The sequence below is a fragment of the Streptomyces sp. NPDC054765 genome, from assembly GCF_053612065.1.
In genome coordinates this window covers 1-18,700 of the sequence record NZ_JBSHBP010000018.1, presented here as the reverse complement: position 1 = coordinate 18,700, position 18,700 = coordinate 1, and the positions used below count along the sequence as shown (strand labels likewise).

The following is an 18,700-nucleotide window of genomic DNA, read 5'->3' as shown; positions in this document are numbered from 1 at the left end:
TCATCTGGGTGCATGGGGATAGTCGCCGGATTGGACAGTTCGTCCGAGAGCACACGGATCGTTGTCTGCGATGCGGACACGGGTGCCGTCATCAGGCACGGGTATGCGCCGCACCCCGTCGCGAAGGGGCCCGAGGCCGATCCGCAGGCGTGGCTGATGTCACTCGGCGAGGCGGCGGGCAACGGGCTGCTCGAAGGGGTGCAGGCGATCGGTGTCTCCGCGCAGCCGCACGGTCTGGTCCCGCTGGATGCCGAGGGCAACCTCGTACGCCCCGCGCTGGTGGGCAATGACAAGCGGGCGCAGAGCTCGGCCGCGGACCTGATCGACTCGCTGGGCGGGCGTACCGCGTGGGCGCAGGCCGTCGGGGCGGTGCCGCAGGCGTCGCACGCGGTGACGAAGATGCGCTGGCTGGCGCGTACGGAGCCGGCGCATGCGGCCCGGATCGCGGAGATCATGCAGCCGCACGACTGGCTGGCGTGGCAGTTGCTGGGGCGGCCCGCGCGGCGTACGACGGACCGCGGCGGGGCCTCGGCGACCGGCTTCTGGTCGGCGGCGACCGAGTCGTACCGGCCGGATCTGGTGGAGCTGGCGCTGGGCCATCAGGTGCGGCTGCCGGAGGTGCTGAGCCCCTCGGGGACGGCCGGGTTCACCCCGGAGGGGCTGCTGATCTCGGCAGGTACGGGCGAGACGATGGCGGCCGCCTTCGGGCTCGGCGTCGGGGCGGGCGACGCCGTGGTGTCGCTGGGCGCCTCGGGGTCGGTGTTCGGGATCCATCACGAGGCGCTGGCCGACCCGACCGGGACGATCACCTCGTTCGCCGACGCGACCGGCCGGCATCTGCCCGTCGTGCACACCAGCAATGCGGTGCGGGTGCTGCGCGGGGCGGCGGAGATGCTGGGGACGGATCTGGAGGGGCTGTCCGAGCTGGCGCTGAAGTCGTCGCCCGGTGCGTACGGCATGGTGCTGCTGCCGTACCTGGAGGGTGAGCGGACGCCGCATCTGCCGCACACCGCCGGGTCGTTGCACGGGATACGGCGGGAGAGCATGAAGCCGGAGCATCTGGCACGGGCGGCCGTGGAGGGCATGCTCTGCGGGCTGGCGGATGCGCTGGATGTGCTGCGCGGGCGGGGTGTGGCGGTGCGCCGGGTGTTCCTGCTGGGCGCGGCCGCGGAGCTGGGCGCCGTGCAGACGGTGGCGCCGGGGCTGTTCGGGGTGCCGGTCGTGGTGCCGCAGCCGGCCGAGTACGCGGCGCTGGGCGCGGCGCGGCAGGCGGCGTGGGCGTGGGGCGTGGCGCACGGCACGCTCACCCCGGCCGCCGGCGCGGAGTCCGGGGCGGGCGGCCAGGCCGCCTGGGTCGATCCGCCGCCGTGGCCGGCCGCCGCGAGCCAGGTGTTCGAGGCGGGCGAGGAGCTGCCGGTCGGCCAGGCCGTGCGCCAGCAGTACACGACGGTGCGCGACGAGGTCCATCCCGGGGCGTTCCAGCGGTCGGTGTGAGGTCCCGGGGTGCGCCGGGCCGGGGGCCCGGCGGCCTCAGTCGAGGTAGCCGCGGAGCTGGTCGGCGAAGGCGTGGTCGCGGAGTTTGCCCAGGGTCTTGGACTCGATCTGCCGTATCCGCTCGCGGGTGACGCCGAAGATCCGGCCGATCTCCTCCAGGGTGCGGGGGCGTCCGTCGGCGAGGCCGTAGCGGAGCTGGACGACCTTGCGTTCGCGCTCGCCGAGGGTGGACAGGACCGCGTCGAGATGCTCGCGGAGCAGCAGGAACGCGGCGGATTCGACGGGTGAGGCGGCGTCGCCGTCCTCGATGAGGTCGCCGAGGGCGACGTCCTCCTCCTCGCCGACCGGGGCGTGCAGCGAGACCGGCTCCTGGGCCAGCCGCAGCACCTCGCTGACGCGTTCCCCGGTCAGGTCGAGGTGCGTGGCGACCTCCTCGGGCGTCGGTTCGTGGCCGCGTTCCTGGAGCATCCGGCGCTGGACCCGCACCACGCGGTTGATCAGCTCGACGACATGGACCGGGACACGGATGGTGCGGGCCTGGTCGGCCAGCGCGCGGGACATCGCCTGGCGGATCCACCAGGTGGCGTAGGTGGAGAACTTGTAGCCGCGGGCGTAGTCGAACTTCTCGACGGCACGGATCAGCCCGAGGTTTCCCTCCTGGACGAGGTCGAGCATGGTCAGCCCGCGGCCGACGTAGCGCTTGGCGACGGAGACCACCAGGCGCAGGTTGGCCTCGATCAGGCGGCGCTTGGCCATCCGGCCCAGGACCACCAACTTGTCGAGATCGAAGGCGAGTCGGGAGGAGAGGTCGGGGGCGTTGGTGAGCTTCTCCTCGGCGAAGAGACCGGCTTCGACGCGGCGGGCGAGTTCGACTTCCTCGGCGGCGGTGAGCAGCGGGATCCGGCCGATCTCGCGGAGGTACTGGCGGAAGAGGTCGGAGGACGGGCCGCCCGTCTCGGGGCGCTGCGCACGTTCCGGGGTGATCGCCTCGATGAGCATCTCCGCGGCGGGTGGTTCGGCCTGCTGCGGCACGGTGAGCGCTTCCGGGGCCGGCTCGGTGTCGGGGTCCGTGGCCGGGTCCGTGGCCGGTTCTGCAACGGTCGGCGCGTCGGCGAGGGTCTGGGTCTGCACGGGGGCGACCTCCAGGGTGATCGCTGCTGAGGCGGCAGAAAGGTGGTCGGGCACGGTTGCGGCCGAGCCGCTGTCCGTCCCGTACGTCACGAGCGGTTCCGCGGGGGATTCCGGCGCGGTGCGACCGGGCCCGCCGCGCTCCGAGGACTCAGGCACCGCTTCTCAGTGTGGAGTACGACACACTCCCTCCACGAGGGGCGTGCGAGCACTTTTTGAGTCCGGTCCGTGACCGGACGGCTACCGCGGGGAGTCCCGGGGGCGCTACAGGGCGGCGTGGCCGCGTTCGCGCAGGGACTGGCCGTACTGCTGGAGGACCCAGAGTTCGTTCTGTACGGCGGCGAGGTGTTCGGGGTCGGCGCGGGGGCCGAGGCGCTGGAGGGTGCCGCGGATTTCGGTGACGCGGTGGTTGACGGCGGCGAGGCGGACGGCGACCAACTGGACGCCGGCGTAGGCCTCGTCGGGGTCACGGCGGGTGTGCAGCGGTTCGACGGCGAGCTCGGTGACCATGGCGCGGACGGTGTCGTCGGGGGCCGCTTCCCGTACCCGGGGGATGTACGCGCTGTCGGCGGCGCCGGCCGCGGTGCCGCCGGCGTCCTCGACGCACTGGCGGACCACGGCGTAGGGCGGGGCGGTGAACTCGTCGGCCCCGTAGGCGTCGAAGGCCGGGGAGACCAGGTCGGGGCGCTGCAGCGCGAGCTTGAGGAGCTCTCGCTCGACGCGGTGGGCGGGGCTGCGGAGATTGAGCGCCGGGCCGCGCGGGCCGGGGGCGGGGCGGGCCTGCTCGGCGGCCGGGGGCTGTCCGCGGTGCGGCCGGCGGCCCTGGTCGGGGCCGCCGTCACGGCCGCGCTCGCGGGCCCAGCGGGCGAGCTGGCTGACCCGGCGGACGACGAACTGGGTGTCCAGGATGCCGAGCATGCCGGCGAGCTGGACGGCGGATTCGTGCTGGATGGAGCTGTTCTTGATGTGGGCGACGATGGGGGCGGCTTCGTCGAGGGCGGCGGCGCGGCCGACGGTGGTGTCGAGGTTGTGCCGGGAGACGACATGGCGCAGCGCGAACTCGAAGAGCGGGGTGCGGGCCTCGACGAGATCGGCGACGGCCGCATCGCCCTTGGCGAGCCGCAGGTCGCAGGGGTCCATTCCGCCGGGGGTGATGGCGATGGAGGTCTCGGCGGCGAACTTCTGGTCGTCCTCGAAAGCGCGCAGGGCGGCCTTCTGGCCTGCGGCGTCGCCGTCGAAGGTGAAGACGACCTCGGAGCCGGAGTTGTCCATCAGCAGGCGGCGGAGGATCTTGATGTGGCCCTCGCCGAAGGACGTACCGCAGGTGGCGATGGCGGTGGTGACGCCGGCGAGATGGCAGGCCATGACGTCCGTGTAGCCCTCGACGACGACCGCGCGGTTGGTCTTGGCGATCTCCTTCTTGGCGAGGTCGATGCCGTAGAGAACCTGGGACTTGCGGTAGAGGGGCGTCTCGGGGGTGTTGAGGTACTTGGGGCCGTTGTCGTCGTCGCGGAGCTTGCGGGCACCGAAGCCGACGACCTCGCCGGCGATATCGCGGATCGGCCACATCAGGCGGCCGCGGAAGCGGTCGATGGGGCCGCGGCGGCCCTCCTGGGAGAGACCGGAGAGGACCAGCTCCTGGTCGCTGAAGCCGCGGCCGCGCAGAAAGCGGGTGAGGTGGTCCCAGCCGGCCGGGCTGTAGCCGACGCCGAAATGCTGGGCGGCGGCCTGGTCGAAGCCGCGCTCGGCGAGGAACTTGCGGGCGATCTCGGCCTCGGGGCCGTCCAGCTGCTCAACGTAGAACTGGGCGGCGGCCTTGTGGGCCTCCACCAGGCGGGTGCGCTCGCCCTGCTGGCGGCCGGGGGTGTAGCCGCCTTCTTCGTAGCGCAGGGTGATGCCGGCCTGGGAGGCAAGCCGTTCGATGGTCTCGGCGAAGGAGAGGTGGTCGAGCTTCATGATGAAGTCGACGGTGTCGCCGCCCTCCTGGCAGCCGAAGCAGTGATAGAGACCCTTGGCGGGGCTGACGTGGAAGGACGGGGACTTCTCGTCGTGGAAGGGGCACAGGCCCTTGAGGTTGCCACCGCCGGCGTTGCGGAGCTGGAGGTACTCGGACACGACGGCGTCGATCGGGACCGCGTCCCGTACCGCCTTCACATCGTCATCGTTGATCCTGCCTGCCACGCGTGAATTCTACGGCCGGGGTCGGACAGTCCTGGCCGCGCGTCCGTGCGCGCCGACGGCTCCGGTCGGGCAGCCCCTGGGGGAGCCGTCGGCGAGCGCCGTGGGGCTCCCTCGCCCCGGCCGGCCTCCCCGGTCAGCCCAGCAGCTCCAGGAACCGTTCCAGTCCCACGTTGCCGCCCGAGACGATCACGCCGACGCGGGGCGGCAGGGGGGCGATGCGGCCGGCGAGCAGGGCGGCCAGGGCGCTGGCGCCGCTGGGTTCGGTGACGATCTTGAGGCGTTCGAAGGCCAGCTTCATGGCCGCGCGGATCTCGTCGTCGCTGACCAGGACGACGGAGTCGAGGAGGTGGCGGTTGACGGCGAAGGTCAGCTCGCCGGGGGTGTCGATGGCCTGGCCGTCGGCGATGGTGCGCGGGACCGGGATGGTGACGCGGTGGCCGGCGGCCAGTGAGCGCCGGGTGTCGTCGCCGGCCTCCGGCTCCACGCCGATCATGCGGATGCCGGGGACCAGCGCGGTGGCGGCGGTGGCCGAGCCGGCCATCAGCCCGCCACCGCCGACCGGTGTCAGCAGCGCGTCGAGCGGGCCGGTCTCCTCGATCAGCTCCAGGGCCGCGGTGCCCTGGCCGGCGATGATGTGCGGATGCTCGTACGGCGGGATCAGGGCGAGGCCGCGCTCCTCGGCGAGCTGCCGGCCGAGGGCGGCGCGGTCTTCGGTGTAGCGGTCGTAGCGGACGATCTCGGCGCCGTAGCCGGCGGTGGCGTCCGTCTTGGACGCCGGGGCGTCCTCGGGCATGACGATGACGGCATGGCTGCCCAGTTCCCGGGCGGCCAGGGCGACGGCCTGGGCGTGGTTGCCGGAGGAGTAGGCGGCGACCCCGCGGGCCAGTTGTTCCGGGGAGAGCCGGGAGACGGCGTTGTAGGCGCCGCGGAACTTGAAGGCGCCGGCCCGCTGGAAGTTCTCGCACTTGAGGAAGATCTCGGCGCCGGCCAGCGCGTCGAGGGTGCGGGAGCGCAGCACGGGCGTGCGGTGTGCCACGCCCGCCAGCCGCCGGGCGGCGTCCCGGACGTCGTCGAGCGTGACGACCGGGACGCCGGCTTTGCCGGGGCCGGTGGATCCGGTGGATCCGGTGGGCCCGGTGGATCCGGTGGATCCGGTGGGACCGTTGGGGTTCTGCGTCATGGGCGCACGCTACGGGAGCAGCGAGGACAGCGGAACCTCCGGATCGGCCAGCGCCTCGGGTGCCAACCGGGCTCCGCCGCGGATCAGTTGCTGGATGGATTCGGCCACGTCCCAGACGTTGACGTTCATCCCCGCGAGCAGCCGGCCGTCCGCGCCGAGCCAGAAGGCGATGAACTCCCGTCTGGCGACGTCGCCGCGGCAGACGACCTGGGCGTAGGAGCCGGGCGGGGCGTAGCCGGAGTACTCCATGCCGACGTCGTACTGGTCGGAGAAGAAGTACGGGATGCGGTCGTAGCTGATGTCCTGGCCCAGCATCGCGCGCGCGGCGGCCGGGCCGCCGTTGAGGGCGTTGGCCCAGTGCTCGACGCGCAGACGGGTGTCCAGGAGGGGGTGGTCGGCGGCGGCGACGTCACCGGCGGCGTAGACGTACGGGTCGGAGGTGCGCAGCGCCGCGTCGACGGCCACCCCGCCGCCGGCCGCCGGGTCGGCGAGGTCCAGCCCGGCCTGTTCGGCGAGTGCGGTGCGCGGGGCGGCGCCGATCGCGGCGAGCACGTCGTGGGCGGGGTGTTCCTCGCCGTCGTCGGTGCGCACGGCGAGCACCATCCCGTCCTGTCCGACGATCTCGGTGAAGCGGGCGCCGAAATGGAAGCGGACGCCGTGTGCGCGGTGCAGGTCGGTGAACAGGCCGCCGAGTTCGGGGCCCAGGATGCCGTGCAGCGGGGTCGGGGCGGCCTCGACGACGGTGACCTCGGCGCCGTAGGAGCGTGCCGCGGCGGCGACCTCCAGGCCGATCCAGCCGGCGCCGGCGATGACGAGGTGTCCGTTGTCGCGGCCGAGCGAGGCCAGGACACCGCGCAGCCGCTCCGCGTGCGCGAGGCGGCGCAGGTGGTGCACGCCGGCCAGGCCGGTGCCGGGGATGTCCAGGCGGCGCGGTTCGGCGCCGGTGGCCAGCAGCAGCTTGTCGTAGGCGATCAGGGTGCCGTCGCCGAGGCGGACGGTCCTGGCCGCGGGGTCCAGATGGACGGCGGGCTGGCCCAGGTGCAGTTCGATCTGGTTCCGGGCGTACCAGGCGGGCTCATGGACGAAGACGCTGTCGCGCTCTTCCTTCCCGAGCAGGAACCCCTTGGAGAGCGGGGGGCGCTCGTAGGGGTGGTCGCGCTCGTCGCAGATGAGGATCACCCGGCCGGTGAACCCTTCGGCGCGGAGAGTCTCCGCGGCTTTTGCGCCGGCCAGGCCACCCCCGACGATGACGAACGTCTGGTGTGCGTCGACCACTTGCTTCCTCCTCGTTGCGGTGCCGTACGTCCGCGTCCGCGTCCGTAAACGCCCCCCGGTCTGCTCTCCCCCGTTGATGCCTGCGGTGCGCCCGGGTTCCCGTTCGCTGCTGAACGGGTGTCCCGTGCGCGGTGGTCAGGGTTCTTTGCGGTCAGAGTTTCTCCGCGGTCAGGGTCTCTGTTCACCGATGTCAGGGTGCTCCGTTCGAAAACGGCCGGGTCCGAGCGTCCCGCACGGAGCGTGAGGGGGGAAGAGGGGCTTCCCCCCAGGGTCACCCCCGGCGGCCCGTGGTGTGACCGGGGTGCCGGGTGAGACGGGCGTGCAGAGAACGGGCCGAAGTGTCGGTCAGGGCCGCGATCTGGTCGATGACGGCGCGCATCCGTGCGGTGTCGTCGGGGGCCGCGTCGAACAGTGAACGGAACTGCGGGTCAAGGCCGTCGGGGGCGCGGGCGAGCAGCGCCTCGGCCAGTTCGGCGATGACGATGCGCTGGTCGGCACGGAGCGCTTCCTGGTCGGGGCGCTGCATGACGAACCGGTCGGCGACGGCTTTCAGAACGGCGCATTCCAGCCGCGTTTCGGCCGGAACCACCAGCTCGGCTCCGTAGCGGGTGAGCCGCCCGCTCCCCCACCGGGCCCGGGTCGCGGCCTCGGCGGCGAGGCAGAAGCGGCCGATCAGCTGGCTGGTGGCGTCCTTGAGGCGGGCCTGCGCGAGCGCGGAGCCGTCGTAGCCGTGCGGCCACCACTGCTGTTCCAGCAGGCGGTCCAGCGCCGCAGCCAGCTCCCCCTGTCCGGCGCCGGGCGCATAGCGCTCCCCGGCGACCGCGAAGATCTCGGCGCGCTCGGCGTCGGCGAGCAGGAGGTTGGGGTCCAGATGTCCGGCGTGCAGGCCGTCCTCGACGTCGTGCACCGAGTACGCCACATCGTCGGACCAGTCCATGACCTGGGCCTCGAAGCTCTGTGCCCCCTCGGGGGCGCCCTGCCGGAGCCACCCGAAGACCGGCAGGTCGTCCTCGTAGACCCCGAACTTCGGGGACCCGGGGTCGCTGGGGTGGGCGCCGCGCGGCCAGGGGTACTTGGTGGCCGCGTCGAGGGCGGCACGGCTGAGGTTCAGGCCGACGCTGACCGCCGAGCCGTCCGGGGCGGGCACGAACCGCTTGGGCTCCAGACGGGCCAGCAGCCGCAGCGACTGGGCGTTGCCCTCGAAGCCGCCGCAGGGCGCGGCGACCTCGTTGAGCGTCTGCTCGCCGTTGTGCCCGAAGGGCGGGTGGCCGAGATCGTGTGCCAGGCAGGCGGTCTCAACCAGGTCCGGGTCGCAGCCGAGGGCGGCGCCCAGCTCCCGGCCGACCTGGGCGCACTCCAGGGAGTGGGTCAGGCGGGTGCGCGGGCTGGCGTCCCAGGCGGGGGTGTGCGCGCCCGGGGTGACGACCTGGGTCTTGCCCGCCAGCCGGCGCAGCGCGGCGGAGTGCAGCACCCGGGCGCGGTCGCGCTGGAAGGCGGTGCGTCCCGGCCGTTTGTCGGGCTCGGTGACCCAGCGCTCGGTATCGGCCGTGGTGTAACCGGGGATGGTCGGTGAGGTGCCCGTCATACCGCGACGGTAGCCGCCCTGGTGCTCCCGGGGTCGGATCCGGTACGCGCAAGCAGCGCCTGGTCGTAGCGGTGCAGTACGAGACGGGCCAGTGCGGGGTGGTCGCCCAGGGGCGCGGCGGCGGGCCCGGGGGCGGTGGCCGCGCACGCGGCGGCGAAGCGTCCGGGGGCGGTGAAGCAGCCGGCGACGGCGATCCGGTCGTGGCCGCGCGCGGCCAGCGCACGGACCGCGTCGGCGACGGTGGGGGCGGCGGCCGAGGCGTAGCCGGGGAGGACGGGGGTGCCGCCGAGCCGGGCCGAGAGCAGCTGTGCGGTGCGTTCGGTGTCCTGGACGGACCGCGGGGCCCGGGAGCCGGCCGCGGCCAGGACCACGGCGGTGCGCGGGCCGCGGCCTGCGGGGAATCCCGCTTCCACCAGGCGGCCGTGCAGCGCCTTTGCGAGGAGGGTGTGTGGTCCGAGGGGTCCGGCGGTCCGGCCGGTCAGGTGGGGTGCGGCGGCCAGTGCGGCGGGCAGGTCGTGGGTGACGTGGTGGCCGCGGCCGAAGAGCAGCGGGACGAGGACGGCCTCGCCGCGCAGCTCGGCGAGGGTGTCGGCGAGCAGCGGCCGGTTCAGGTCAAGGTGCCCGAGCCGTACGGGCAGGCCGGGGCGCAGCGCACGGACCCGGTCGAGCAGTGCCCGGACGGTGGGCAGGGCGCGGGGGTCGCGGCTGCCGTGGGCCACCGCGACGAGGGCGGGGGCGGGTGGTGCCGGGTGGCAGAAGCCGTGCAGCCGGACCCGGCTGAGCTGTGCGCTGAGCTGTGCACCGATCTCGGCGGCGAGGTCTCCCGTGCCGAGGGGGGCCAAGGGCGGGGAGGTCGGGTGCGATAGCGGCGCCGTCATGGCGTGAGCGTGGCAGCCGGGCGTTGCGGCGTCGTTTCCCCGCGGCGAACTTCGTGTTCCCTGCGGCCCGCACCGGAGGCCGCCGCACGGTAAGGACGGGCGGCAGGGGGCGAACTCACCTCCCTGCCGCCCGCTTTGGGGGCCTGGGCCTGCCGCCCGCCTTGAGGTCCTCAGGCGGGCGGCAGGCGGTCCTCAGGCAGGCGGTCCTCAGGCGGTCCTCATGCCTGGTGCGCGTCCAGTTCCTTCAGATACTCCGCGCGGGTCGCCTCGTCGAGGAAAGAGGCGCGGAAGGAGTTACGGGCGAGCGTGCGCAGGGTCTCCGCATCGAGGCCGAGGGCGTCGCGTACGGCGGTGAAGTTGTCGTCCGCGTAGCCGCCGAAGTAGGCGGGGTCGTCGGAGTTGACGGTCACCAGCAGTCCGGCGTCCAGCATCGCGGGCAGCGGGTGGTCGGCGAGGTCGTCGATGACCCGCAGCCGGACGTTGGACAGCGGGCAGACGGTGAGCGGCACCTGATCGGCCACCAGGCGGGCCACCAGCCGCTCGTCCTCCAGGGAGCGCACACCGTGGTCGATCCGGTCCACGCCGAGCACGTCCAGGGCCTCCCACACATAGGCCGGGGGCCCCTCCTCCCCCGCGTGCGCCACGCACTTGAGCCCGGCCTCCCGGGCCAGCGCGAAGACCTCCCGGAACTTCGACGGCGGGTGCCCGACCTCGGCCGAGTCCAGGCCGACGGCGGTGATCCGGTCCAGGTGCGGGCGGGCCGCCTCGAAGGTCGTCAGGGCGGATTCGGCGCTCTCGTCGCGCAGGAAGCACATGATCAGGCGGGTGCTGATGCCGTAGGTCTGCTGGGCACCGTCCAGCGCGCGGGCCAGGCCGTTGATGACCGTGCCGATCGGGACGCCCCGCGCGGTGTGCGCCTGCGGGTCGAAGAAGATCTCGGCGTGCCGTACGCCCTGTTCCCTGGCGCGGGCGAGATAGGCGTGGGCGAGGTCGGCGAAGTCGTCCTCGGTGCGCAGCACGGCCATCAGCGCGTAGTAGAGGTTCAGGAAGGACTGCAGATCGGCGAAGGAGTAGGCGCGGCGCAGCTCGTCCTCGGTGGCGTACGGCAGCGTGACGCCGTTGCGCGCGGCGAGCGCGAAGGCCAGCTCGGGCTCCAGAGTGCCCTCGATGTGCAGATGCAGCTCCGCCTTGGGCAGCGGCGCGGAGGCGGTTGCGGCGGAGGGGGAGGACGGGGAGGAAGCCACGCGGGTCACACCTGTTCTGCGGTAACGGGAAGGGTCTCCGCCGGGGCGGAGTCGTCCAGGCTATCCGGGGCGGGGTCCGATGCCGCGGCGGCACCCTGGGCGGGTCCGGTGCTGGTCTTCCGGGGCGGCGCCGGCGCCGTTCTCTCCGGGGCGGGTCCGGCACCGGCTGTCCCGGGGCGGGTCCGGCAGCGGCCGTCCCGGGGCGGCGGTGTTCAGCCCGCCGCCCTCCCCGAGGTCAGCCAGTCGCCGCCCTCGAAGGGGGTGCCGGTGGCGCGCAGCCGGGCGGCGAGGGGCGGGGCCGCCAGATAGACCCAGGCCTCCACGGTTCTGCCGTCCGCGCACACGGCCTCGGTGCGCACCCGCTCGTAGACGTTCCGCGGGTCGCCGGGGGTGTAGTCCTCCAGCCGGTCCAGCGTGGCGCACACCTCGTCGTAGTCGGCGGCGCGGGGCAGGACGAGGGCGCCGTGCACCACGGCGTCGGCGGGCCCGGCCGTGGCGTAGGGGTATCCGGGGCCGGCGTAGAGCAGCGCGCCGCCGATACGGGCCGGTTCCTCGGCGGCGGTCCGGCCGCGCAGGGACCGGGCGTGGTTGGCCTCGCCGGGGCGCAGCGTTCCGTAGACGAAGAACGGCAGACGCTCGGGCACGGTGGTCATGTGGCGCTTCCTCTCCGGGACGGGGTGCTTCCTCTGCCACGATGCCAGGCCGCCGGTGCAACCATCACGGCACGGTGGACGTCGCAGCCTGCGACGCCGGTCACGACCACCGCCGGGTCACGACCAGACCGTCCGATCTCCTCGGAGTCCTCATGGATTCAGCGATGGGGCGTGGCCCGGTGGCCCGGGACACCGCCCGTCGTGCGGTGCGGGAACTCGGGTACGTCCACACCGTGCCGCAGCGGGGCACCTACGTGCGCGACCGCGGCGAGGGCGAGCACCAGGGCGCGCGGTAGCCCCCGCCCATGCGCTGCGGGGGCAGCGCACGGACGGGGCCGCCGAGGGACCGCCCAAGCGGTCAAGCCGGGTTCGAAGTACCCCGGGGTGCGGAACAGGCCCATGAAGGTTCCGGGGCCGTGCCGTTCGTCCGGCCACGCTCCCAGCGCCGTCACGTCGCCGCTGATGATGGCCGCGAGAAGGCCCTCGGGCCGCACGAGAACGGGGTGACGGAGGCGCTGCATCAGCGCCTCCGTCCCCTCCGGTCACACTCCGGCCACCCTCGGATCAGGTCTGTGACGCGCGGGAGTAGAGGTCGAGCACCTTCGTCCCGAAGTACGGGCTGTAGGAAATGCGGCTGTTCTCCGGGCCCTTGGGGCCGCCGCCGTTGAGGCCGCCGATCAGCCCGATGACCCGGCCGGTCCCGCTCTCCTCGTCGAAGTCGGCCAGCCAGGGGCTGCCGGAGGTGCCGCCGAAGAACCCGCCGCACTCCATGCGGAGTTCACGGGTGCCGGTCAGCCGGCTGGTGCGGGTGGCACAGCGTACGGCCCGGTCCTGGGGGTCGTGGCGGACGCTCGGGTAGCCGACGACGGTGACGTCGTTGGTGTAACCGGGCGTCGGGGAGAGGGTGTTGCCGCCGGTGGTCTGCTCGACGGGGTGACCGTCCTCGTCAGGGGCGACGGTGGCGAAGGCGAAATCGAGGTCCGCCCCGGAGCCGGTGGTGCCACGGCCGGGGTAGGCGAAGGTGTCCTCGATCGCCCACACCCCGTACGGCTGGGTGCCCGCGCCGGAACGATACTGCGGGACAAAGGCGGCACGGCTCCCCGGATTGCAGTGCCCGGCGGTGAGGATCAGATTGCCGTGCGGACTGTGCACCACGCTGGCGGTGCAGTGGTGCGCCTTGGTGTCCCCGTCGACGGAGAACAGCACGCCGACGGACGGAACGCCGCCGAAGTGCCGTGCGGTGGCGGCGGACCGGGCCGCGGGCGCGGCGGCGGACCGGGTCGACGGCCCGGCGGGCGGGGTGGCGGTCTCCGCCCCGGCCGCCGGCGCGTCGGCTGCGGCCGCGGCGTCACCCCCGGCAGGTGCGGCGGCCGCCATCCGGTCGGCCGTCCAGTAGGCGGCGGCGTCGCGGCTGGTCCAGGCGGGGCCGGGGGACGGGCTGGGCTTGCCGGCGCTCGGTGCCTCGCGCCGCATGTCGTCGACCGCGTGGCCGACGGGCGCGGCGGCCAGGCACACCGCCATGCCGAGTACGGCCGTCGTGGCCCTCCGCCACGTCCGCCGGCCGGGCCGGGCCTGCTCGACGCGTGTCATACCGTCGCGGCCGGTGTTGTCTCGCTGCACGTCAGCTCGTCTCCTTTGCGACCCAGGACAGATAGCCGGCGCCACCACGGGTGACCGGGGTGGCGATGATCTCGGGGGCGTCGTAGTCGTGCGCCTGCAGGGGATAGGCCTCCAGCGCCTCGTAGCGTGCCTCGGCCGTCTTGAACAGCACCTGCCACTCCTGGCCGGTCTCGATCGCGTTGTCCCAGCGGAACACCGAGGTCACCGGCGCACTGACCTGCGCACAGGCGGCGAGCCTGGCCTCGATCGCACCGCGCGCCAGTTGCCCTGCCTTGGCTTCGCTGTCGGTGGTCGTCATGACGGTCAGGAATCGGGCCGGCCGCCCGGCGGGGTCGGGTGGCTGGTTCGGGGCAGTCGGGTCGGCCACGTTTGCGCATCCTTCGCGGTGGGGGGACGGGCGGAGCGGTGGGGCCGCATCGGTCAAGCAGGCCTGACCGGGGGCACAGGACCGCACCGCATCGTACGGACCGAGATGATCATCCCGTAAGTGACGGGCCCGCTCCGGGGCGGTATTTACCCGGACGCCGTCCCGCTCGCAGCCGCGGACGACGGAGCGGCGGGGGCGGACGACGCGGCGGTCGACGCGGCGGACGACGTGGCGGACGACGTGGGCAATGGGGCCGGCAGCGGGGCCGGCAACAGGGCCGGAGGGGGCGGCGGGCCCGGCCCCCGGTTGCGTCCCCCCGCGCACCGGCAACGATGGAGGGGGAGCCCAGCCGCCGGTCCGCACGCGAAAGGCCAGCATCATGGACGATCTCGATGCGCTCGCCCGCCAGCAGCTCGACGAGGCCAGAAACTCCGCTCACGGGCGCAGCGCCCGGCTCTTCCTGCACGACGGCCCGCTGCGGCAGACCGTGATCGCGCTGGTCGCGGGCGCGGCGCTGGACGAACACAACGCGCCCCCGGCGGCAAGCCTGCAGGTACTGCACGGCCGGGTACGGGTGACCGGGGCCGGCGGCGGCCGGGAACTGACGGCCGGCCAGGTCGCCGACCCGCGCGAGCGGCACGGCCTGCTGGCGGTCGAGGACTCGGCGGTACTGCTGACGGCCGTCACGGAGATCGCGGCGGGGGCGCGCCCCACGGCGAGCGCGGGGGCGGTCCGGGATGAGGTGGCAGCAGGGTAATTTCCGAGACTTCACACTTTTCTGAATCTTACGGATTCTCCGGCATATGGCCGATCCGCGGATGAACCTGACCAGTCCACGGACGAAGGCTTCCGGAAGATGCGGCCGAGCCCCGGCGGTGGGGCCGAGCCCCGTCGGTGGGGCCGAGCCCCGTCGGTGCGGCCGGAGTCGCGCTGCACGCCCTCTGTACGGCGCCCTTATACGGCACCCTTCCTCCGGAGGTGCCACTGCCGGTTCCGAGCGGGGCGCCCCCCGGGCAGAACCGGCCGGCCGCGGATCAGACCGCCAGCCACTGGTCGTACGCCAGCTTGCACAAGAGCGCGATGACCACGACCACCAGCACGCCCCGCACGAAGCCGGTGCCGCGCTTGAGGGCCATCCTGGCGCCCACCATGCCGCCGACGAGGTTGAACAGCGCGAGCAGGGCACCGAGCTGCCACAGCACGGTGCCCTGGATCGCGAACATCGCCAGCGCGCCGATGTTGGTGCAGACGTTGACGACCTTGGCGGTGGCCGAGGACGCGACCAGGTCCATGTGCAGGATCGCGGTGAGCGCGATGACGAGGAACGCACCGGTCCCCGGCCCGACCAGCCCGTCGTAGAAGCCGATGCCCAGGCCGGCGACGAGGATGGCCGCCACCACGCGCTTGCGGGAGACCGGCCCCGAGGGCGCGGGGGCGGTCCCGAAGGCCGGCCGGAAGAGGACGAAGGCGAGCACCCCCAGCAGAACGGCCATGATCAGCGGGCGCAGCACCTCGCTGTGGATACCGGCCGCGAAGAACGCCCCGCTCAGCGAACCGGCCATCGCGGCGAGGCCGATGCGCAGCGCGGTCCGCACATCGATCGGGGCCTTGCGGACGTAGGTGACCGCGGCCGCGGTGGTGCCCGCGATGGCGGTGGACTTGTTGGTCCCGAGGACATATGCGACGGGGGTGTGCGGCAGGCCGACCAGCAGGGCGGGGAGCAGCAGCAGACCGCCACCGCCCACCACGGCGTCGATCCAGCCCGCCGCGAGGGCGGCCAGGCAGAGCAGGGTCAGGGTGAACAGCGATATATCAGGAGGCACCGGTTGATCTTATGAACGGCGCGACCCTCTAGGGTCCGGATTTCATGAAGACCGAAACCGTGAAGCCGTGGAGCTGTGGAGCTGTGGAGTCGTGAAGCCGTGGAGCTGTGAAGCCGTGGAGCTGTGGAGCTGTGGAGCTGTGGAGCTGTGGAGCCGTGGAGCCGTGGAGCCGTGGAGCCGTGGAGCCGTGGAGCCGTGAAGCCGTGACCGTGGACACCGTCTTTCCGATCGGTGGAGATCTGCCCGTACGGCGGCTGGGGTTCGGGACCGGCGGGCTCGTCGGCCCCGGCTACTGGGGGCCGCGGCACGACGATCCCCAGCGTTCCGTCGCGCTGCTGCGCCGGGCCGTGGAGCGCGGGGTCACGCTGATCGACACCGCCGACAACTACGGCCCGGACGCGGCGGAGGAACTGGTGGCGCGCGCCCTGCACCCGTATCCGGCGGGGCTGGTGATCGCGACGAAGGGCGGGGTGGTGCGTACCGGCCCGGACGTCTGGCACCTCGCGGGGCGCCCGGAGCAGCTGCGCGCCGCATGCGAGGCGAGCCTGCGCCGGCTGCGCACCGGCACCATCGACCTCTACCAGCTGCACCGGCTGGACCCGGACGTGCCGATGGCCGACCAGCTGGGCGCGCTGCGGGAGCTCCAACAGGCCGGAAAGATCCGGCACATCGGGCTGGATTCCATCGGCGCGGACGAGCTGGCGCAGGCACAGGACATCACCCCCATCGCGTCCGTGCAGAACCGCTACAACCTGACGGACCGCGCGGCGCAGGACGTACTGGAGCTCTGCGAGCGGCGGGGCACGGCATTTCTGCCGTGGTTCCCGCTGGGGCACGGTGCGCTGGCCGACGCCGCGGGCGAGGCGCGCACGGCGGTCGCCGCCCGGCACGGAGCGACCACCGGGCAGATCGCGCTGGCCTGGCTGCTGCACCGCTCCCCCGTGCTGCTGCCCACTCCCGGTACGGGCTCGGCCGCGCATCTCGATGAGAATCTGGCCGCGGCCCATATCTGCCTCACGGAGGAGGACTTGGCGCACCTTGAGGCGCTGGCGTAGCCCGCCGCCCGGGAGCGTCCCGCACCTCGCCACACCTCCCTTCGCCGCCCGTGCCGCTCACGTCGGGGTCGTGGTCCGGCACGGGCAGGCGTGCGCCCCGGCTCTCCGCGACCCGGTGCACGTCGACGAGAGACGCTGCAGGTGGCTAAAACGGCACCGGACACCCTCTCGGGCTCACCGGATCGGAGCCATGTGGCTGCTGCGCGCGAAGTTCTGGGTCAGCCACGGTGATCCTTGGCCATGAGTTGAAGCCGCTCGGCGAATTCAGTGAGTCCGGCCTGGTCGACGTTGCCGAAACTGACCCGGAATACCTGGCGGTCGTCGGGCAGGAAGGCGGTGCCTGAAATGACGAGCGTGTCGTAGCGGGTGATGAGGTCGCGCACGACCTCATCTGTGCTGCGCTCGGCAAAGGGGTGGCGGATCCAGCCGAAGAACCCTCCGCAGCTCAGCAGCTCGAAACCGCCCGGCCGGCCGGCCAGCACGGTTTCCAGCCAACGTCGCTTGTCCGTGACCTCGTGCGCGCGCGCAGCTCGCCATTCCTGGGCCGAGGTCAGCCCGGCCCAGGCGGCCTCCTGTCCGACTCGTGGCGGGCAGATCGCCACGCAGTCGAGCGACTTCATCACCTCGCGGTTCAACTCGGGCGAAGCGACGACCGCGCCCACCCGGTAGCCGGGCATCGCGAGGTCCTTGGAAAAACTGTGCAGACTTACCAGGGTTTGCCCCCAATTGGGGTCGGTGAACAGCTCGTGCGCCGGTTGCGCGGTGTCGCGGAACGAGCGGTAGGTCTCGTCCAGGATCAGCGCGATATCGTGCTGCTTCGCCAACTCGTAGAAACCCGCGAGCACATCCGGCGGAATGCTGACGCCGCTCGGGTTGCCCGGGGTGACCAGCACGATCGCCCTGGTGCGCGACGTGATGAGCGCTTCGGCCGCCTTCGGGGTGGGCACGAGATCAGACCCGGGCTCCAGGTATCGCGGCACGACGCCATTCATGCGCAGCCACATGTCGTAGTTGAAGTAGTAGGGCAGGGCTTCGATGATCTCGTCACCTGGCTCGGCGAGCGCCTGAGCGACCAGGCAAAATGCCTGATTACATCCTGCGGTGACGACCATCTGATCGGGCCCTATCCGACTCCGGTAACCGCGGTTGAGGTCGGCCGCGAAGGCCTCCCGCAGCCGGGGCAGCCCGGGGCTCGGCACGTAGGCAGCACCATTCGGCTCGTGCGCGACCTTGGCGACGTGCTCGATCATCTCGATCGCGGGAGGATAGCTCGGTGCGGCTTGGGCCAGATCGAGCAGCGCACGCTCACCGCTGCGACCCGTCAGCAGGGCGTACGTCGCTCCCATCGGCGAATCGATTTCGTGCACGGTTCGCGGGCTGAGTTGCATGTCGGCACTCCTTTGGTACTCCGGTCGCAACACGGTTGATTTCGACCGGCGTTGACGTGTCCGCTCAGCAACGACGCCAGTGTGAGGCCGCGAACCGCGCGAAGGGCTGTCTTCGCCGATCCTCGTCAGTAAGACCGGTGGAGAAAGGTGTCGATCCGCACTATCTCACCGGGCAGGATTTCACGCAGGGGGAAACGATGCGCTCGGCGAACCAGCGGAGTGCCGTTCTCGCCGCGGCCAGATCGACGCGGTCGGGGAAGAGGGACAGGTCGAGGTTGAGTCCGTCGATCAGGGTGAGAAGGCGCGTGACGTGAGCGTCGACGTCGGCCGGGGCGACATGCCCCTGATCGGCGAGCACGCCGAACCAGCGGAGCAGCACCTCCTCCGAGGCCCGGCGCCCGGTCTTGAGGATCTCCACGACTCCCGCGTCGCCGCCGAGGGCCAGCCGGGCCAGCTCGGCCCAGCCTGTCAGCGCCGACGCCTGCTCGTCGGACGGCACGAACTGCGCGAGGCAGTCGTACAGGCGGGCGGCCGGATCGCGGCTGTCATCGGCGATGTCGAGGTCGCTGAGAACGTTGGTGACGAGCCGGCTCGCGACCGCCAGATAGAGGTCGGCCTGGGACGGGAAGTAGTGCCGCAAGGTGCTCGCCCCGACGCCGGCCGCGGCTGCGACGGACCGGACGCTCAACGTTCCGACGCCTTGCTCGTACGCCAGCCGGACGGCCGCGGCGAGGATCTCTTCCCGCCTGCTCGTATGCGCGCTCGTGTTCACGAAAATCACCCTAGCACGGTGTACTAGTACACCGTGCTAGGGTGATTTTAGTACAGC

17 protein-coding genes are annotated in these 18,700 nt (G+C 72.7%); 4 read left to right on the top strand and 13 right to left on the bottom strand.

Annotation, left to right across the window (positions count from 1 at the left end):
- Positions 1-12 precede the first annotated feature (12 nt).
- Positions 13-1,494, top strand: a complete 1,482-nt coding sequence (locus tag ACWGJY_RS14230; protein ID WP_453261084.1) for an FGGY family carbohydrate kinase — start codon at positions 13-15, stop codon at positions 1,492-1,494.
- A 36-nt stretch (positions 1,495-1,530) separates the two neighbouring features.
- Here ACWGJY_RS14230 and ACWGJY_RS14225 read toward each other — a convergent pair whose 3' ends face one another.
- The 8 genes from ACWGJY_RS14225 to ACWGJY_RS14190 all read right to left on the bottom strand — a co-directional run bounded on the left by ACWGJY_RS14225 (position 1,531) and on the right by ACWGJY_RS14190 (position 11,618).
- A complete protein-coding gene (locus tag ACWGJY_RS14225) occupies positions 1,531-2,781 on the bottom strand; it encodes an RNA polymerase sigma factor (protein ID WP_453261083.1) in 1,251 nt (416 codons plus the stop codon).
- Between the two features lie 105 nt (positions 2,782-2,886).
- The gene (gene dnaG / locus ACWGJY_RS14220; protein ID WP_453261082.1) at positions 2,887-4,803 is read right to left on the bottom strand and encodes a DNA primase; all 1,917 of its coding nucleotides are present in this window, start codon (positions 4,801-4,803) and stop codon (positions 2,887-2,889) included.
- 133 nt (positions 4,804-4,936) lie between these two features.
- Entirely contained in the window at positions 4,937-5,983 is a 1,047-nt protein-coding gene (locus ACWGJY_RS14215; protein WP_453261081.1) for a threo-3-hydroxy-L-aspartate ammonia-lyase, read from the bottom strand.
- A 9-nt stretch (positions 5,984-5,992) separates the two neighbouring features.
- A complete protein-coding gene (locus ACWGJY_RS14210) occupies positions 5,993-7,258 on the bottom strand; it encodes an NAD(P)/FAD-dependent oxidoreductase (RefSeq protein ID WP_453261080.1) in 1,266 nt (421 codons plus the stop codon).
- A 271-nt stretch (positions 7,259-7,529) separates the two neighbouring features.
- Positions 7,530-8,843, bottom strand: a complete 1,314-nt coding sequence (locus ACWGJY_RS14205) for a deoxyguanosinetriphosphate triphosphohydrolase (RefSeq protein ID WP_453261079.1) — start codon at positions 8,841-8,843, stop codon at positions 7,530-7,532.
- Positions 8,840-9,721, bottom strand: coding sequence for a sirohydrochlorin chelatase (locus ACWGJY_RS14200; protein ID WP_453261078.1), 882 nt, complete (start codon positions 9,719-9,721; stop codon positions 8,840-8,842). Before ACWGJY_RS14200 ends, ACWGJY_RS14205 begins: the two co-directional genes overlap by 4 nt.
- 218 nt (positions 9,722-9,939) lie before the next feature.
- A complete protein-coding gene (locus ACWGJY_RS14195; RefSeq protein WP_453261077.1) occupies positions 9,940-10,965 on the bottom strand; it encodes an adenosine deaminase in 1,026 nt (341 codons plus the stop codon).
- A gap of 212 nt (positions 10,966-11,177) precedes the next feature.
- The gene (locus ACWGJY_RS14190; protein WP_453261076.1) at positions 11,178-11,618 is read right to left on the bottom strand and encodes a gamma-glutamylcyclotransferase family protein; all 441 of its coding nucleotides are present in this window, start codon (positions 11,616-11,618) and stop codon (positions 11,178-11,180) included.
- Positions 11,619-11,770: 152 nt separating this feature from the next.
- On the opposite strand from ACWGJY_RS14190, the gene ACWGJY_RS14185 reads away from it, so the two are divergent.
- The gene (locus ACWGJY_RS14185) at positions 11,771-11,914 is read left to right on the top strand and encodes a hypothetical protein (RefSeq protein WP_453261075.1); all 144 of its coding nucleotides are present in this window, start codon (positions 11,771-11,773) and stop codon (positions 11,912-11,914) included.
- A gap of 268 nt (positions 11,915-12,182) precedes the next feature.
- Here the strand turns inward: ACWGJY_RS14185 and ACWGJY_RS14180 are convergent, their stop codons facing one another.
- Both ACWGJY_RS14180 and cutA read right to left on the bottom strand, forming a co-directional pair.
- Entirely contained in the window at positions 12,183-13,238 is a 1,056-nt protein-coding gene (locus tag ACWGJY_RS14180; RefSeq protein WP_453261074.1) for a trypsin-like serine peptidase, read from the bottom strand.
- Between the two features lies 1 nt (position 13,239).
- Complete coding sequence (cutA, locus tag ACWGJY_RS14175) at positions 13,240-13,605, bottom strand: divalent-cation tolerance protein CutA (RefSeq protein ID WP_453261073.1); 366 nt, start codon at positions 13,603-13,605, stop codon at positions 13,240-13,242.
- A gap of 379 nt (positions 13,606-13,984) precedes the next feature.
- On the opposite strand from cutA, the gene ACWGJY_RS14170 reads away from it, so the two are divergent.
- Positions 13,985-14,362 (top strand): cupin, encoded by a 378-nt coding sequence (locus ACWGJY_RS14170; RefSeq protein WP_453261072.1) that lies wholly within the window; start codon positions 13,985-13,987, stop codon positions 14,360-14,362.
- A 277-nt stretch (positions 14,363-14,639) separates the two neighbouring features.
- Here the strand turns inward: ACWGJY_RS14170 and ACWGJY_RS14165 are convergent, their stop codons facing one another.
- On the bottom strand, positions 14,640-15,428 hold the full coding sequence (locus tag ACWGJY_RS14165; RefSeq protein ID WP_453261071.1) for a sulfite exporter TauE/SafE family protein: 789 nt from the start codon (positions 15,426-15,428) through the stop codon (positions 14,640-14,642).
- Positions 15,429-15,637: 209 nt separating this feature from the next.
- Here ACWGJY_RS14165 and ACWGJY_RS14160 point away from each other — a divergent pair, with 209 nt between their 5' ends.
- The gene (locus tag ACWGJY_RS14160) at positions 15,638-16,483 is read left to right on the top strand and encodes an aldo/keto reductase (protein ID WP_453261177.1); all 846 of its coding nucleotides are present in this window, start codon (positions 15,638-15,640) and stop codon (positions 16,481-16,483) included.
- A gap of 218 nt (positions 16,484-16,701) precedes the next feature.
- On the opposite strand, the gene ACWGJY_RS14155 is transcribed toward ACWGJY_RS14160, so the two are convergent.
- Positions 16,702-17,871, bottom strand: a complete 1,170-nt coding sequence (locus tag ACWGJY_RS14155; RefSeq protein WP_453261070.1) for an aminotransferase — start codon at positions 17,869-17,871, stop codon at positions 16,702-16,704.
- Between the two features lie 160 nt (positions 17,872-18,031).
- Positions 18,032-18,643 (bottom strand): TetR/AcrR family transcriptional regulator, encoded by a 612-nt coding sequence (locus ACWGJY_RS14150; protein ID WP_453261069.1) that lies wholly within the window; start codon positions 18,641-18,643, stop codon positions 18,032-18,034.
- Positions 18,644-18,700: the final 57 nt, after the last annotated feature.